Origin of the sequence: Porphyrobacter sp. MBR-155 (assembly GCF_040547625.1) — a bacterium.
Lineage (GTDB): Bacteria > Pseudomonadota > Alphaproteobacteria > Sphingomonadales > Sphingomonadaceae > Erythrobacter.
In genome coordinates this window covers 116,528-133,697 of record NZ_JBEPQB010000004.1, presented here as the reverse complement: position 1 = coordinate 133,697, position 17,170 = coordinate 116,528, and the positions used below count along the sequence as shown (strand labels likewise).

Below are 17,170 nucleotides of genomic sequence, written 5' to 3'. Positions count from 1 at the left end.
GCGCCGGAAAGCAGCAGTCTAATGAGGCAATCAACATCGACATCTGTCGACCAATCCAAGCCGTTCCCCAACCAACGTACGAATGGCCGCTCCTGCTGAAACCCGCCATCCGTTTCCGCCTCGTCACCGATGGTCAATCTCCCCATTCCACTCTTACGAAGGCCTCAATGCTCGCGGCGCGCTCCCGTACGGCTTCCTTATTCCACTTAGTCCCGCTCTGAATTGCACGACCGACATCCATGGTCGCCTGCATGCCACATTCCAGATACCGCGCGGCCTTGTCCTCGGGCGGCTTGTCCTTGAGCGACGAATTCACGTTCGGGGGCAGCATTGTTAGATTGCCGAGCCCGTGAACATAGCTCTTACCCGAACTTTGCGGCATGATGTGTTCAATCGATCGGGCCGGGTCAGTTGCCCAAACCTTCGCCCACTGTGATTCATTGATTTTGACGCCAGCGGCGCGCGCGAGATGCTCCTCGTATCGGAACAAGAGGTATCGCACCTCCTCGTTGTAGCCCCCGTACCACTCGTCCCATGTTTCGGAGTCGATGATGTCGTCAATGTCGAAACCCTCGCCTAGGTCTCTAAGGGCGTCTAAGATATCGTCCGCCGCCATTTTGCTTTTGAGTACGTCGTATCCAAGCCGGACAAATTCTCCGACCTTAGTGCGGCTGTCCTTGCCCGCGAGCGTGAAGATGCGGAAAGTGACCCGTTCCCAGGCTCCAAGCAGCTTTTGTTCTGTCTGATCGTCGAATTCGCGAAGCATAATGGCGATCGCTAGAAACCGGGCCTGCCCAATGCGCGTTACGGCGGCTCTTCGTTGGTCGTTGTGCAGATCGACCACTTTCCCGACGACCAATTTCAGCCATGTGGCCGCTTTGACAATCGTAGCCAGCTTGGTTCCTGCCGCCTTCAACAGAGCCGCTGAAGCGTCCTGTTCGCTCACCACGCGATTGGGCCTGGTTGTTTCCGACCATGTTCCTGCAAACCGCATGGCCTCGTTGCCAAGGCTATCGTCAAGCCCCAGCCGGCGATAGATATCCTTCCAAAGGTTCTGCATCTCATGAAGACCATCAGACCGAGAGCCATTGTCAACATACTCGTAGATGGATGCCATCAGTTGGCTCTTGGTCTTATCGATCCAACGAACGTCGAGCCCGCGGCTATTTAGCACTTCAAAGACCCGGTAGACCGTGCCTTCGTTATCCAGCTCATGATAGATCACCGAGAGCTTGTGTCGAATGGTGGCGACAAGCTCGATCAGCGTTCCGATCGGCTTCCAAGACTCGACGAATGCTTCGCACTCACGCGCTGCGTCGATGACATTCTTGTCCGCCGCCGTGACGATCGCGTCCTTCTTGATCTCGCCAGTTCTAACATAGCTCGCAAAGACATCGCTGCTGTCGTGATTAGTTTGCAGGAGGACGAGATTGTGATCGTCGCCCTTCACCAGAAGGCGCCCCAAATCAGCATGGACCTTTCCCTCTTTTGTGTCATTCGGATCAAGAGCCCTTTCAATCGCCTTGAGCAGGATAACCAGCGTCGTGATGCGCTGCTGGCCATCGACCAACTCTACGACCCCGAATTCGTCTGCGTCGATTGATCTGGTGTCGCGAGCAAGGCCGACCACCGTGGCCATGAAATGGTCGCGCCCAGACCGATGCACTTCTCGGATGTCTTCGAACAAATCTTCGCGTTGACGCTTTTGCCAAGAGTAGGCGCGCTGATATTCCGGGATGCGGAAGAGGCGGCCTTGCATGAGCTTGGCAACGGTAAGGTGCTGGGGGTTGAGTTGCATCGGGTCCTCTGTTGACTTGTTCGATCCCTCGAATACCATGCTCCGGCAGATACACCAGAGATGGTCAGAGTGACGACGACGCGCGCTCGAAAAATACCACAAATGGTTCTTAAAGCGCGATTTTGTGCTCTGCCGCAAATGCTTAAGTCTGTCAGGTGGCGATGTCGAACGGCAGCTTTCCCAGATCACTTCCCGAAAGGCACTGGACCGCTTCCGGCCAGTCATTTCCATTCCGGGCCGTCGTGGGTGTGCGGCTTGTAGGTCCGGTGCTGGTTATAAGGCCGGACCGAGGAAGGCATGGATGGTCCGCAGGCGCAGACCTAGCCTCCGCCATGCTTCTTCAACAGCGACTAGCCCGGCACAGCCTACTGCGAAGGCGCCGCGATGCGGCGAGCTCCTTCTCCGAGGCCGGACGCAAAGATGGTCTTGTGCTGCGGTCGATAGCTGTCCAGAGGCACATGCTTAGTTGCTTAGAGGTGAGCTATGAGCCGCATACAATTCGTGAGCCTTTGCATGTTTTTATCGGCCTGCAACAGCGAAGCAGCAGCTTTAGGAGATGCCGCTAGCAATGCAGCTGTGCCGTCTCTAGGCGAGGAAGTAATCGAAAAGCCCGCGCCTCTTAATGTTACTAGCCCATCACCAATGAGCTTAGCGGCTCAAGCTCTTGAGAATCAACTTAGCTGCAGAACACTTCCCGAAGCCGCGATCGCGATAAGAGCGATGTTAAAGAATAAGATCATCCGCGAGATCGAAGGAGGCGGAGACGGCTCGGTAGTGTTCCAGCCTACAGCATCAATGAGGGTTTTTGACTTACCAGTTGTAAGCGTGACTGGCTGGCAGATGGACGATAATGGCGCGATGAAGCCGTTTTATCGCGGCCCCGGCACTGCGCCTCCTAATTTTATCTCAGTCAGCGTTCGGGCTACCATGGATGAAGCGAAGGCGGCAGTATTGCGAAGGGGCTTTCGCGAGGAAGACTACGTCGAAGATCACACGCCAGGAGCTCCTACGCCATACAGGCGAATATCGGGAGTAAGCTTTGAGGAAGGCGAGGCATTTGAGGATGCACCGGGTGTGGTCACCCTTACGTGTCGTCGCGGGCACCCTGGGGAGCGAAACCCGTAAAGCCGTCTTGGGAATCTACCTCTCTTCGCAGCAGAAAGGCTCTTACGTGCACGGTCCCATGGCCGTCCGATCGGGGGTGATCAGGCTTGGCTCGCCAATCAGTCGATCCCGCCGCTGTCGGTCCACTCGGGCGAACATAGATTGACGGCTTCTGGCAAAACCTGCCGTCGAACACGTCACGCGCCCAAGGGGGGTATCCAAAACATATTCTGTTTGCGCAACAAACCCAGCAAGTGTCGCAGCGTTTGCCAAGGCCGCGACACTCGGTGTCTCGTTGTAATGAAACGGATCAAAGTTGTCAGACCACGCATGAAAACGCCGACGAACCTCAGGCACCTTGCCGAGCCAAGTTGGCCAGTGCTTTGCCTCCCTCGTCCGTTGATCCCCCGTTAGAATGGTAACGCCCATAAGCGCTACTCCCCCCATTTCATTGACAAATTGTGGCAGGTAAACAATAACTTATACGACATCATCCCCGCGAGTTACCGCTGGCCGTTGAGATTTACTCCATAAGTTTTTGGCGGGGCCTAGATATCTGAGCAATTTGTTGTAGGCGGCGCCCCCCTTTAACGACGTTCTAAACCTCAAGCGAAACCATGCTCACCATATGCCTTTGGTCCAAAGCTTATCTGGCTTTGGATCTCCCATGATCTCTGATGCTACGCGAAAGCGAGGCCGAAAGCCGAAGCCAATTGTCGCATTCCCTGAACCAATCGCACCGGGCTGGCTCGATCCGCCAACTTTCCAGGATGCGTTGACCTTGCAGGCACGACGACATGGCGAGACGATCTGTGGCTTGCATCGTGCACTGACCCATCAGGGCGACATCATCGAGCGATCCACGCTTCTGCAGTGGGCAGGTGGCAAGAAGTTTCCGCGCGCCGTAGCCAGCCTGGCGATCCTTCATCAGATTGAGCGGCGGTATCGGCTTCCAGAAGGCTATTTTAAATCGAAGCTCCCGAACCAGTGCCGTGCACCTTCCGGACACCGACGGCTCAAGGGCGTTTCTGATGCTGAGCGGCGGCGGCTAGCTTGGCATTTGCCCGATGACTTCGACAGTCGCCCTGCAGCTGAAAGACGAGATATCCTCGATTGGGTCCGAACTGTCATCATTTCCGGATCAACGGACTATCGCCGCTACCAGGCAATAGCATCAAGGAACCGCTTTGCAGTCCGCTTCCCAAGCTTAACCGGCAGAAAACCGCTGAAACAGACTCGGGATGATGATCGAGATGACGACCGGTTCTTGGACGACGTTGAGCTTGATTTGCTGGATGCCAACATTGATGCGCCTCCGGCCCTTGCCGCTGAGGTCGCTGAGCTCATTCGCTTCAAGACCTCGACGCTGACGGACATCGGGTATCAGCGCAACGGCGTTTGGAACGAGTACACCTCTTCGCAGAAAATCGAGCATCTAGGCCTACTTTTCGGGGCACTTGCCGCATCCCCTCAGAGCAAGGTTCGGGGCTTCGGTGTTCCATCGAAACACTTAACAATGGGCATGCTCATCTTCCCGGCAGTGTGGGATTGGTACATCCAATGGCGTGAGGCCCGGCGTGGATGCTACACCTCCTGGGAAGTCAACATGCTCCAGCTGGGCCTGTCTTTGGCACGCGCGGAAACCGGGTGGCTGCGTCAGAGTCCTGCATTAGGCGATGAGCTCAAGCCAATCCCCGGCCTGGTGTCTGAGGATGAAATCACCGCTTCACGCGCGGATTGGGACGGAGCCTGCGACCAATTTTATCGTTACGGAACAGCCCGGGTCAAAGAGATCCAGCGGCTCGCCAGAGTTCACCGAGACCCGTTTGAGCCGATCATGGTCGTCCTGGAGTCTGATAGTCCGGTTGGCACCTATCGCTTGATCACCGAGGAGATCATGCGGTTGATGCCCGATCCAAAGCGATATCCGCGAACGGCGGCGGAATCAGTGCGCTCTTTTCTGATTTTGCGTTTTGGGCTCCACTTGGGCCTCAGGCAAAAGAACCTACGAGAATTGCTTGTTTGCCCTCGCGGTACGCCGCCGACCTCAGAGCGCAACCTCGCATCCCGCAAGCGCGGAGAACTTCGCTGGAGTGACCGTGACAATGGTTGGGAGGTTTTCATCCCGGCGTCTGCCTTCAAGAACGCGCACTCGTCGTTCTTTGGGAAGATGCCTTTCAGGCTGATCCTGCCTGATCTTCTCGGGCTGTACCTTCAGATTGATGCCTATCTGAATGTGCACCGGGCCGCCCTCCTTGGCGGCGCCGAAGACCCCGGGACGTTCTTCGTCAAGACTGCGAAGTCGACAAGCCTGAATGCGGCTTACGATCAGAATACGTTCTACGAGGCATGGCGTCTCATCATTCAGCGCTATGGGATCTACAATCCCTACACCAATCGCGGTGCCATCAAGGGCCTGCTGCCGCACGGTCCCCATAATGTGAGGGATATTTTGGCGACGCATATCCTGAAACAAACCGGGTCATACGAGCAGGCTAGCTATGCTATTCAGGACACCGCCGACACAGTCGCCAAGCACTACGGAAGGTTCCTTCCTCAAGACAAGGCCGCGCTGGCCGCGCAGATCCTCAATCGCGTTTGGGAGGCAGCCTAACGACCTACTCAGACACAAAAGGAGTGTCCCAAGCCTTTCGCCGTTGGCCTCCCTCAATAACCACTAGGCCAGCGACGTGATTTGCGGGAAAGCCAAATCCCGAGCAAGATTCTCAATCTTCCCGCGCCAAGCCAGCTTTTCGAGCCATGACTTCCGGATGGACGAGGCTCCATACAGAGCTCCCGCTAGCTGACCTGTGATGGCCGCAGTTGTGTCGGCGTCGTCCCCCAGGTTTGCTGCCATGAGCACGGCGTGGTCAAAATTGTCTGTGCTTGCAACGCACCAGAGAGCCGCCTCAAGGCTATGCGCCACAAAACCGCTGCTGGAAATCTGGTGGCGCTGTTTGCCGCGCCAGCTGCCAGCAATGATTGGCGCAATCACAGACCCATACTCGCCATGAGCCTGGGTCAGTGCCCCCTCGAAATCAGCGCCGAGAATGGCTGCACGAAGGATCAATGAGTAAGCGTCGCAGGTATCAAGACAGGCTGGTGCCGCGTGGGTGGTCGCGCTTTGCCGACGTGCAACACGAGCCACGGTCGCGGGATCCTCATGGATTCCCCAGATTGCGACGGGCGCCAGCCTCATGAGCGAACCATTTCCCGCAGAATAGGCGTCAGCTGAGCCCGAAATGGGGTCGCCGGTCGCTTCAAACCGGCTCAGCGCTTGGCTGGTCGTAATCCCGATGTCGAAACAGTCACCTGTCGGGCTGTATGCTCCATTCCTCCACCAATCGACAAAGCGCCGCTGCGCCTCCTCTGGTTCGAAAATCGAGCCCTTGGCTGCGCTCGCAAGTATCGCGTCCGCCAGCGCCAAGGCCATCGATGTATCATCGGTCCACGTGCCCGGCTCCAAACCGAACGGTCCTCCCCCGACCATGTCGGTAATGTGCTCATAGGAATCGCGCGGCCTGAACTCGAGGGTCGTCCCCAAGGCATCGCCCACAGCCAATCCAAGCAAGCATCCACGAGCGCGGTCGTAGATATTCCAGATCGAATGCAGGTGATCTTCTTGAGGCACAGTCTCGATTGCGCCGCGGCGGACTTCGCGCACGCGTGCAATTGCATCTTTCGGCTCGGCTTCTCCCAGCTCAATGAGGAGCCTCGCGGCTACCGTCCCCGCGCGGCCGAGCCCGCCCTTGCAATGAATGAAGACGCTTTGTCCGCTGGCGAGTAAGCCGCGCACATGGGGCCCGGCAGAGCGCCACCCATGCTCGAAATCAGCGCCAGGTGCGGTGACGTCGGGGATTGGCAGGTGAAACCACTGCATCCCTCGAGCTGCCACCTCCGACGCCAGATTTGAAACGCCAAGCGCATCAATCTCATGGTCCTCTATGAGCGAAATCACCGCTACAGCGCCCCACTCAGAGACCGCGTCCAAGTCAACAGCGAGGTCACGCCGCCAGTCAAGTCCACCAACGGACCTACTCTGTTTGCCCGGGCAAAATGATACGCCGATGCGGCCACTGCCAGCTGCCAGCGCCGCAATCTGGATGGGGTCGGTGAAGCTTGTGCGGAAGTTTGAGTTCATTCCGACCTTATATACGTTCTCTACGACAAAATTGGTCGCAACAATGCGCCAGTGCTTGGTGGGTTCATGACGCGACCACGCAGATGCATTTTCAATGACGCTTAGCGGTACTCGATCGCCTTGTGCTCTCTGGCCGTTAGATGCGCCGACAAAGTTTCGATGGCCAGAGCGAGATCACAATCGAAAAGCTCCTTCGAAACGACTGCCGCCCCATTCCGTATCCAGAGCCTTTCATTGCGAAATTCGAAAAGCGAGCGATGCACGGCGATCTCTTTCGCGCCGGCATGTTCTGCCCAAACCGTCATGCAAATCCGCCAGTCCCACGCTCCGCCGTAGCCGTCGAGATTCGCGATGTAGATCCGATTGTCCGGATCGTCGCTTGAGAAGCCGATTTTGATCAAACCCAAATCCGACGACTGGGCAAGGTAAAGGTAGCCTGGCAATTCACTCCGGCGCGCGAATGCGATTGAGGCCGGGAAACACTCAATGCAGTTTCCGTACCGATTGCGCAAAGCATGGCCGTTTTGACACGGCGTGACACCGTAGGCGACGAACTTCCCCTCAGCCTTCATTCTCGGTCGATATTCGGCGCGTTTCAGACCCGGGGCATCAAAAGCTTCTTCGGGTTCGATCCCATGGCGTCTCATGTAGCTCAAATTCGCTTTAGTGAGGCGAGCCATCCGCAGTGATCCCTCGTCAAACCTTCAGCACACCAGGCGAGCCAAGCTCACGCAGGAGCGAACTGGGAGGATCATGAGGGCTTGGCATGTTTAGCCTTAGCCTTGCCCGCATTTTCCGAGGCAACGACGCGGATCTGCAAGTGTCCCGTATCAGTTCGGCGAGATTCGAAACCCCCGGCATTTTCGACCAAGTCGCTCAGCTTGCCTTGGCCATAGGTTCGGGGGTCAAAGTCGGAAGCGAGCGCCGCAAGACGTTGGCCCACGCGGCCGAGAGGTACCCATCCCCCTTCATCATCAAGCTGTGAGATAGCGGTCCGGATGAGAGGAGCCGCGGCTGTGGGCGGTTTCATGACATTGGCTGGACGGGAGTCCTGTCCGCCCGGCTCATCGGGCGTGGGCGCCTCTGGCAGCAGGTTTTCAGTGTAGATGAAGCGGCGACAGGCTTGGCGAAAGCTCTCGGGTGTTTTCTGCTCTCCGAAGCCGTAGACGTCGATGCCCTGCTCTCGGATACGCGAGGCCAGGCCAGTAAAATCACTGTCGGACGAGACAAGGCAAAAGCCATCGAAACGACCGGTATGGAGAAGGTCCATTGCGTCGATAACCAAAGCAATGTCCGAGGCATTCTTGCCACTGGTGTACGCGAAGTTCTGGTGCGCCTTGATCGCATGCGTGGCGAGAACGTCGGCCCAGGATTTCAGTCTTGTGCCTGAGAAATCGCCGTAGATACGTCGGACACTTGCCTCACCGATTTTGGCTATCTCTTCAAAGAGCCGCGGTGCGATCCGGGAGGATGCATTGTCGGCGTCTATCAATACAGCAAGTCGGGGGTTACGAGGTTCAATAGCCATCGTGCATCATTGCCCGAACAACCATTAATCAGGCGATAAAGCTTTGAAGGCGCTGCCTGACGATTGCCTCGTCTTGAGGTAACCTGAGTAGGCGCTTGGCTCTATCATGCGCGAATTCATGCACCTCGAGAACGACTAAGCTATAGCCATATCTGGGCAGCACTTCGGCGCGGCGCTCATCATATCGTTGGCGCTGCTCGCCCCGAGACACGCCGGAAACCGTCGGCTTATCGTCGAAGAACCCGACGCGTTCGCGGTGTTGGCGCTCATGGTATTCCACAACAAGGCCAAGATCCGGGTAAAAGCCATCGACAGGCAATGGTTTTTGGCGACCATGCCGATCCGGATCTCCAGTGAGAAATGGGAAGCAATGCTGCCTGGCAGCCTTCATTCCGAGAACAGCATCGCAGAGATCGAGCACGTAATGCTCGTCGCGGTTTGCAGCCGTAGAAACGCCCTTTACGGCCTTCGAATTCGATCGGCGCCTGACTCGCCCTGCTGCCAGCTGCGCCATGACCCTCTCCATGTCATGGTGCTGATCGCTCCCTCGCACGACCTCCCAACGCCCGTTGTGTGGATGCCAATCGAGATTTGCAGCGCGAAGGGCCGCTCGAAATCGTTTCGGATCTATTCCGCCCGCAACTGCCATATCGACGGCGCTGATCAACTGCCCTGGGATCGACATGCGTGCTTTCCCTTTAAGCCAATCCGCGGACCATTGCTGCTTCGATGCCAGCCCATTCCTGCTCGTGTGATCCAGAATTGTTCGGCATGCCCGCCTTGGTCAAACAGCCTTTTGGATAGGTGTAGCTGTCGATCCGTCGCTCTGGCTCGTCGCGCCAGGCGATGTTGACGGCCCAGAACTTCGGGAAGAAATAGAGGCTCGAATAGGGAAGTTGGTCGTGGATCCACCAGGCCAGCTTTCGCCAATCCCCGTCTGCCTGAAATGTGTCCCAAAATGCCGGAACGACGACGCATGCCGTGGCACCCATCCGGCCTTCGGCATCGCGTCGATCCCAGATATGCCCGGCAAAATTGGCCTCGTTCGACGCGCAGTTGTACCCGCCCTTCCCTGCAGCTTGCATCTCATTGCCCAACCCATTGACTTCGCACGACCGAAAGGCGGATCGAACAGCGATACGGCCAAACCGATCCTGCAACGGTTCAAGCAGTTCTTCGCAGAGCTTACTTCCTGCTGCGATCGCCAGGTCCGGATCATCAGGCACGTTGGTCAGCCCATGAATCGCGGCGATGTCTGAGAACAGAAAATCCCGCATAAAGAATGACTTTGATAGGCGAACACGGCCAAATTCGGTCAGCGCCACAACAGAATCAGGTTTTCTCATGTGCCAAGCCTTTTATCCCAATACGTCAAAAACGGTCGCATCTTGGGCCAATGAACCACTTGATCCCTCATTTTCTCTTGCAAGACATCTAGATGCCCTGCGTCTTTCAGCCGAGACTGACCATCGGAAGGATGGCGAGCAATCAGACCGATCTCACAAGCATCAAGAGTTCCTTGAACTCCTCGTTGTCACTTGCCCCTTTCCAGAAATTTACAAAGCGGCACACGATCTGGATATTTCCCCGGACGTAGTGCCCGCCGCTGTCGATCCTGTCTGGAGACGGCAAAAGATTGCTGTCAGCGTTAGGGCCATGAAAGTGGAAAGGGATACCGGTCAGCGCGCAGCGGTTTCCCTGCAGATCAAGCATTTCGGCGAGAAGAGCTTCGAGCTCTTGCGCTGTATGGCCGGATTCCTTGTTCTTGATCGTGCGTTCGACGGTTTGTCCGTTCGATTTCCTAACCGTGTCCTCGATCGATAAGCGCATGGCGATGACAGACTTTTCTCGTCCGCCGATCACACGGCCTGCGTCTTTGCCTAATGTAGTTTGGCCAATCGCGCCTTCGGCCTCCAACTTCAGCAGGTGGGCATATATCCAACAGAATGAATGGGCATCTATCAGCCTGACATCACGAATGCCGGCCGCTTCCTCAATTAGCGGGACGAGCTGCAACAGTGTCTGATTGAACGTCTGGTAGTTGTCCCAAGTGCACTGCTGCCGCGTCGAGAACTCCAGGTTCAACGCCGCAAAAGCGCGATCAAAGCCCGTTGGCTGGATCGGCATGAAGCGGCTATCGTCCTTCAGGAAGTGAAGATAGGCGATCAGCGGGTATTTGCGCCCAGTGAGTTCCGCGAGCTCTTCGAAAATCACGCCTTCCTCGCGTTCTCCCCGATAGAGTTCGAATAGCAATGTATCCAGCGCTTCCTTCAGGCCACGGCTATTGCGCGCTTCGAGAAGGACGCCATGATCTCGGTTGGCATGCCCAAAGCGGTTTTGCCAGAACACAAGGTTATTAACGAGATTTGCCTTGGCCTCCTGTATCTCGATGCTGTCAATGGCGTGCTCAACAATCGAACCAGACCCGATGTTATCACGAGACCAAGCGTCGGAAGAAAGCCGCTCAAGGGCAGCCTTACGCAAAGTCGGCTTGTAGCCTTCCCACGCGGCGATTTTGCCTACAGCGAAATCGGTGAAAGGGTGCCCCTTGCTCTCAGCAGTTATGAGCATCTGGAACCGGTCAAAGTGTCTCTGAAAGTCGGCTGCGCTAATCATCGTCATGGCTTCGCTTCCCAAGCAAACTGTTCCCGGTTGATGCGTCACACGCTCGGCCTAGGATCTCGTCCGATCGTTAGCTCGCCAGTCTCCGTCCAAAAAATGGCTGCCCCAGCAACCGCCCTTCCGCCCTTTGTGCCGACTGCATCGATGTACGCCACCAGCTGCGGCCAGTAGCTTTCGAAACGCAGAGCGTGGTCAACAACGGGACCACTCTTGTGATCGACGATCATAAAGCCGTCGGTCCCCTCGGCGATCAGATCGACGATGATGCTCTGACGTCCTCCATCGGCCAGCTCGAACTCGATTGGCTGTTCGACATGCAGACGGGGATAGCCGAGATCCGTGAGTGTCTGACCAAGTGCTTGCGCCTGCTTCGCGAGAAGCTCGACCTCGGCCTCGGACGCCCGGCAATGCTGGCCCACCCTATCTCTCAAATCTGGTCGGCACAGCAGGATCCGCAAAGCCTCGTGAACAGCAGTTCCCTTATCCGTTGCCTGGGCGAGATCCGTGCCTGAGAGCCGAACACCATCCGCAATCGCTCTGGTCTCGATCTCACGCGGCAACGGGCGATGAGTTGAAAGCGCCAGTGACGGGCTGACCACCGGCTCCAGCTCCATGACTGGTCGCTGTTCAATGGCGAAACGCAGCTCGCGAGCCGACGCATCCAAGGCAACCCGGGTTTCAGCTGCGAAGGAAGCCGGGATTTCCTTGTCGCAGATCGTCATGCGAGCAGAAAAGCTGTCCGCATTGATAGTTATCTGATTTCCCTGCAGCGTGACGCCGCAGACATCGTTCATCAGACGGCGGGCCGTGATCGGCAATGGTGGCTCGACCTTCTCGTCATCCTGCGGCCACTCAATAATGAGGCGATTGCGCGCTCGCGTGAGCGCCACGTAGAGCAACCGACGCGCCGTTTCTTCGCACTCCGGGTAGAGCTCTTCGAGAAAACGATCGGTCGCTTCGGGCGCGGCAAACTCCGGCGCATAGGCCAGAGTTGCCTCGCCAATAACATGGTCGAGATTGTCAAAACCGGGAAACTTCGTGCTGAATGTCGCAGGTCTGGGGTCGAACTTGTGGTCCAATCCGCAAACTACGACGATCGGCCATTCGCGTCCCTTGGACGCGTGCCAGGTCACAATCTCGATCCCGTCTGCTTCAGCGCTTGCGGGATTGGGCCGCAGGTCCTCACCCTTCAAGCCAACCTTGTTCTCGAGCCATCCCAGGAACACGTTGGCGCTTTGACCATAAAAGCCGGAGGCCTCGCGCATGTCACGGTGAGCCTCCATGAAGGCTCCCGCTTCTGCCTCAAAGCGCAGCAGGTCTGCTCTCATCTGCGGCGGGTCATCGAGCAGATCGCACCACTCCCGAAGTCCTGATGCCCGGATCACCTGATGAACAAGGTGATCAACAGGGGTGGCAAGGGACTCGGGCCAGAGCGCTTCCAGCCCCGCGAGCTCCGGCGCAGCTATGCGACCATGCTGCGCAAGCGCGCCGAGCGCTTCGGGAAGAGGCGTTGCGCCCGGCCCCAAGGTCGCCATGCATATTGTCGCGTGGCGGTCATTGGGGTCCACGGCGACGCGGAGAGCGAAGCAGGCGGCCTGAACCACCTTGCTCTGCCACCAGCCGCCTTCAGCCACGCGTACTGGCAATCCCAGCGAGCGCAGAGCACCTGCATAGCTCGCACAATGACTATGCGTTGGGCACAGAACGGCAATGTCTCGCGGCTCGAGTTCTCGCAGCTTCTTCGAGTGACGATCAATGATCACAATCTTCTCGTCGGCCAGCAGCGACAAAAGCTTGTCGGCAATGAAATGCTGAGGTTTGCCGCTGGACCTCGAATTGCGTTTGCAAGCCAGCTGCATCACCTCCAGCGCAGTGTCAGGTCCTGCTCGATTCTGTGCAGTCAGCGGCGTGTAATCTTCGCCAAAGAGACACGGGCCGAGCGCATTGACGAAATCCATGATCCGCGCATCGGAACGCCAGTTGCGATGGAGCGGGCTGGTTTCGAACTGGTTCGTGAGGGCGACCGTGAGCCGCGGATCAGCGCCCTGAAAACCCATGATCGCCTGTTTGGTGTCGCCCACAATCAGCGCATGCTTGGCTTGGCGCGCCAATGACCACAGGAAGGTAAACTGGATCGGGTTTGTGTCCTGGAACTCGTCGACAATGACGCAGTCCACTTCGTCCATGATTGCTGCAAGGACTTCAGGCTTTTCGTCGAGGATCCTCGCGGCGTTCGTCACCATATCGCTGAAGTCGATAACGCCAAGCTCTCGCTTGCGGGTTTCATAGTCAGACATGGCTGCCTGAGCGCCCTCGACCAACGCGCGCGCGTGGAGAATGGCATCTTCAAGCGGGCCCGGATGGGAGACGAGTTTGTCGGCGGCCGCCATGACTGCATCTGCCAAGTCGTCGTATCCATCGGGGGTCGGGCTGCCGCGCTTCGACTGACGAAGACCGCGGAGCTTCTGCCACAGACGCCAGTCCTTGCCCTCTCCTGCCAGCATCTGCGCAGACTGTTTGAGCGCCTGGAAATTTTCCCGGAAGTCGCTCTTTGCGGTCGCATTGGTTGCAGTCTCGGCCAAGGATCTCGGGAAGGCATGAAGCAGGTCGTCGACGGCTGCCTTCAACCCGGCTGCCAGTGCATCAGTCCTGCCCTGCGGCTCGCCATAGCCTTGCCGGATCGATGCTTCGACAAAATCGGCCATAGCCGGATCACTGCCGCGCGGGCCAAGCGTTCGCAGCAGCGCGATGACGCCCAAAAGCCGTTTGCGAAAACTGTCTTCAGCACTTTCGTCCGAAACAAAACTGCCGCGATAGCCGAATGCCGCGAGGTTACGCGACAGCTCGCGCAGCGCATCATTTTCCTCGATCGAGCGGCGGATCAGCAGGTCCTGCTCATCTTCGGCGATCAAGCGCTGCTGCGGCGATGACCCGGACGCAAAGGCATGCTCGATCAGCAGGCGCCGGCCGAGACCATGAATGGTCGAGACATAGGCCCGTTCGACAGCGAGCGCCGCCTGGAGATTGCCATCACTGATCAGCGCACTCCTGATCCGCTGGCGCAGTTCGCCAGCAGCGGCCTCGGTGAAGGTAACGGCCAATATGCGCTCGGGCCGCACCTTTCCTTCCCTCACCCACTGGGTAAGGGTTTCCTGAATGTGGTGGGTTTTGCCCGCCCCTGCCCCTGCCGGCACAATCGAAAGTTCAGTCATTTTGATTATCCGTGAAGCTTACTGACGGCGCTGTGTCGTCGCGCATGAACGCTGCGATGAGCGGACTGTCTTCGAGCGCATAGGTGCTGAGGGCGGCTGATTTCTGGAAAGACTTGGCGTCAGCCGTGGTGTTGGTTTCCAAGCGGCCCGCTTTGAGCGCCTTGAACCTTGCGGAAATGAGTGAGACGGCATTCTTGGCAATGTCGCCGCCGACAAGTTCGACCTCAGCGTTGTCCAGGTCGTCGACACCGTTGAGCAGCAGATTGCCATCATTGAGCGTGTGGTAAGCGACCGCTGGCGGCGTCGGCCAACTGGTCAAAGTCTCCGCAATCCGAATGACACCTTCGCCGCTGCGCTCATCCACCCGAACCTCCATCCGGCGGTAGAGATCGACTTGCAGATCCCACCCCTTTTGAAGCCGGTCACGCCGGTTGCCGGAACTGCTTTTCTTGTAGTCGACAACGACTGGTTGCCCGTTGGGCAGCCGCAGCAGGCAATCGGCCTTCCCATGAATGGGGTGATCGAACAGACTGCCGCCCAGCCAGAATTCATTGCCCACGATCTCTGCGTCCAAAGACTTGAGAACCAGCGACCAATGCTTGGCGGATTTGATGATCTCCGTCTCAAGCATGTTGCGCTCTACGGTCCATGCAGAGGTCTGCAGGAACGGCGCGATGGCGCGGATGCGGTCAAGAAGCAGTTTGGGAACCTCGGCTTCGATCTGTTCAGGCGAAGGGTGGTCTTTCCCTGGCGGGAAGATGCGTTCGAACACTTCGTGAGCAAGCGACCCGCGCAGCATCACGTCGAGCGTCTCGGGCTGCCATGAGACATGTTCGGCCTCGAGTTCGGCCAACACCCAGGCGAGCGGGCTGACCAGCAGCTTCTCAAGCCGGCTCGGGCTTTGCGCGCGCGGTGTGCCGTCGTCTTTCTTGCGCAGGCTGAGGAGATCAAATTCGAATTCGTAGTGCGCCGGGACCTCGGGATAGGCCTTCGGCTCGATGACCGGACGTGGTTTCCAGCTGACCAGTCGGTCCCAGATCGTCCCATCGCTATGGCTGAGCGGTTCAATCAGCGTCTCTGGATCATCGATGCCTTCAACGAGCCGGGAGATCAGCGGCAAGCTCGATGAGACGGACTGCGCGTTGCCGGCGCGATCGCGCTCGGAGAGAAGGACAATCACCTGCTCGCTCGCAGCAGCCATCTGGCGATTGAACAGATCGAGCGCATTGCCGAGCTGCCTCGCCTGCGATGGCAGCTGAATGCCAGTCCGGTCGGCGATCAGGGCCACTTCACTATCGAGAAAGAAAGGGTTGCCGGACGGGGTTGAGGGATATTGTCCGTCGTTGAAGCCCAGCAGAAGCAGCTTGCGATAGGCTCGCTTTGGCGCCTCATGCGCGAGCATCACAGAGAGACCGCCAAGAAAGTATGGGGCCCTTGATGCAGCTTCTGCCTGATAGGCCGCAGCGATCTTGATGGCCCTTTCGAGCTCCGCCTCACCAGCATCCTGACCATTGCCAAGCGCGTTGATGACGCGTGCCGCATGCTGCTTGGCCTCGAAAACATCCTGCGCAAATGCGCTGCTTTGACTGAGGAGCCGCACGAAGGATCGGATTTGCTCTTTGAGCTGCCCATTGGTTGCAGGCGAAGGCGAGCGGATCAGCGAAAACAATGCCGCCTGATTGCCGGTCAGATCATAGGTCAGGCGCGGTGCAAAATCGCCTGACATCGCAGCTGTGGCGAGCGCGTTGCCCAATTCGGGAGGCCAACACAGGACTGGCGAACAATAAAGCGATGCAAGCGCCATCGCGGGCGCCGGGCGCCGACGACATTGGAGGAAATGCAAAAGCGCTTCCGGTCCGACATTTCGGCGCGCGCAGGGGCTTGGCAAAGACGACGCACTCAATCCTGCATGCTGCAGGCTTTCGGCGAGATAGAGACCATATTCGCTATTGGGCGGTACGATGACGCCGATGTCGCTCTGCTTGAGGTCTTGATCTTCGGCAAGCCAGCGCTGGATTATGGCTGCGGCCGCCTCGCATTCGGTCAAAGAGTCGCGGACGGAAAGAACGGCGAGGCTGTCGTCTAGGGGTGCAGGAGACGCATGAGCATCAAGCAGATGACGCTGCGCATGACCCAGGAATGTCGATGGCGAAGCTGAGTGGTGTTTACGCGCAGCGATAAGCCGGCCGAAATCAGGGTCCTCATCGATCAATCTGCCGTGATGACGCTCGAGGCGCTCAAGAACGGAGCGCTCCATACGCGTCAGATCTTCCCGATTGCGATCCCACACGACATCTAAGGACTGAAGCGCATCACCCACATCGCAGGCCAGAAAAGCTTTCAGTGCCGCAAGATCGGCAGGAAGAAGGTCCTGATTGCCCGACCAAAGGTTCGAGAGAGCCTCAAGGTGAAGGCGCGCCCGCGTGCCGGCGGGCAAGCATTCGGTTGTGATAGATGCCGGATCAAGATCGCTTGTCGCCATCATCAGGTGACGCAGCATCGCGCTCACCGCTGCTGCCGTTTGCTCCGGCGCGATTGCATAGCTTTCCGCCCATGGTGCAGCTTCACCAAGCTGCTCGAGGGCTTCGCGGACAGGCTTTTCGGTTGAATGGCGCAGAGCATAAAGGCTGGCGAGCAGTTGCGCGTTAAGCGGCATGCAGCTCGTAAAGGGCGCGTCCCCGATCCGGAGATAACAGTCTTCAAACATCAAAAAATTTCCCCCCAGCGCTCTGCTGACTGCCGACGCGCTTGTTCCCTGCCTCTCG

General features: G+C 57.7%; 11 protein-coding genes. 2 read left to right on the top strand and 9 right to left on the bottom strand.

All coding sequences use genetic code 11. From position 1 onward, the window contains the following. Positions 1 to 133 precede the first annotated feature (133 nt). Positions 134 to 1,798, bottom strand: coding sequence for a DUF262 domain-containing protein (locus ABIE62_RS05575; protein ID WP_354324268.1), 1,665 nt, complete (start codon positions 1,796 to 1,798; stop codon positions 134 to 136). A 483-nt stretch (positions 1,799 to 2,281) separates the two neighbouring features. Between ABIE62_RS05575 and ABIE62_RS05570 the strand changes: the two genes are divergently transcribed. Beyond that, positions 2,282 to 2,923 (top strand): hypothetical protein, encoded by a 642-nt coding sequence (locus ABIE62_RS05570; RefSeq protein ID WP_354324266.1) that lies wholly within the window; start codon positions 2,282 to 2,284, stop codon positions 2,921 to 2,923. 646 nt (positions 2,924 to 3,569) lie between these two features. Next, positions 3,570 to 5,516 carry a hypothetical protein gene (locus ABIE62_RS05565; protein ID WP_354324264.1) on the top strand — a complete coding sequence of 649 codons (1,947 nt, stop codon included), beginning with the start codon at positions 3,570 to 3,572 and terminating at the stop codon, positions 5,514 to 5,516. A 63-nt stretch (positions 5,517 to 5,579) separates the two neighbouring features. On the opposite strand, the gene ABIE62_RS05560 is transcribed toward ABIE62_RS05565, so the two are convergent. From ABIE62_RS05560 to ABIE62_RS05525, 8 genes are all read right to left on the bottom strand, one after another. Beyond that, on the bottom strand, positions 5,580 to 7,043 hold the full coding sequence (locus ABIE62_RS05560; RefSeq protein ID WP_354324262.1) for an ADP-ribosylglycohydrolase family protein: 1,464 nt from the start codon (positions 7,041 to 7,043) through the stop codon (positions 5,580 to 5,582). Between the two features lie 101 nt (positions 7,044 to 7,144). Continuing rightward, positions 7,145 to 7,723, bottom strand: a complete 579-nt coding sequence (locus ABIE62_RS05555) for a GIY-YIG nuclease family protein (protein ID WP_354324261.1) — start codon at positions 7,721 to 7,723, stop codon at positions 7,145 to 7,147. A 71-nt stretch (positions 7,724 to 7,794) separates the two neighbouring features. Beyond that, complete coding sequence (locus ABIE62_RS05550; RefSeq protein WP_354324260.1) at positions 7,795 to 8,571, bottom strand: NYN domain-containing protein; 777 nt, start codon at positions 8,569 to 8,571, stop codon at positions 7,795 to 7,797. Positions 8,572 to 8,599: 28 nt separating this feature from the next. Next, positions 8,600 to 9,256: a hypothetical protein gene (locus ABIE62_RS05545; protein WP_354324259.1), complete on the bottom strand. Its 657-nt coding sequence runs from the start codon at positions 9,254 to 9,256 to the stop codon at positions 8,600 to 8,602. Between the two features lie 13 nt (positions 9,257 to 9,269). Then, on the bottom strand, positions 9,270 to 9,917 hold the full coding sequence (locus ABIE62_RS05540) for a hypothetical protein (protein WP_354324258.1): 648 nt from the start codon (positions 9,915 to 9,917) through the stop codon (positions 9,270 to 9,272). Between the two features lie 142 nt (positions 9,918 to 10,059). Continuing rightward, entirely contained in the window at positions 10,060 to 11,193 is a 1,134-nt protein-coding gene (locus ABIE62_RS05535) for a hypothetical protein (RefSeq protein WP_354324257.1), read from the bottom strand. A 38-nt stretch (positions 11,194 to 11,231) separates the two neighbouring features. Beyond that, entirely contained in the window at positions 11,232 to 14,405 is a 3,174-nt protein-coding gene (locus ABIE62_RS05530; RefSeq protein ID WP_354324255.1) for a UvrD-helicase domain-containing protein, read from the bottom strand. Continuing rightward, on the bottom strand, positions 14,398 to 17,112 hold the full coding sequence (locus tag ABIE62_RS05525) for a PD-(D/E)XK nuclease family protein (RefSeq protein ID WP_354324253.1): 2,715 nt from the start codon (positions 17,110 to 17,112) through the stop codon (positions 14,398 to 14,400). The genes ABIE62_RS05530 and ABIE62_RS05525 overlap by 8 nt, the downstream gene beginning before the upstream one ends. Positions 17,113 to 17,170: the final 58 nt, after the last annotated feature.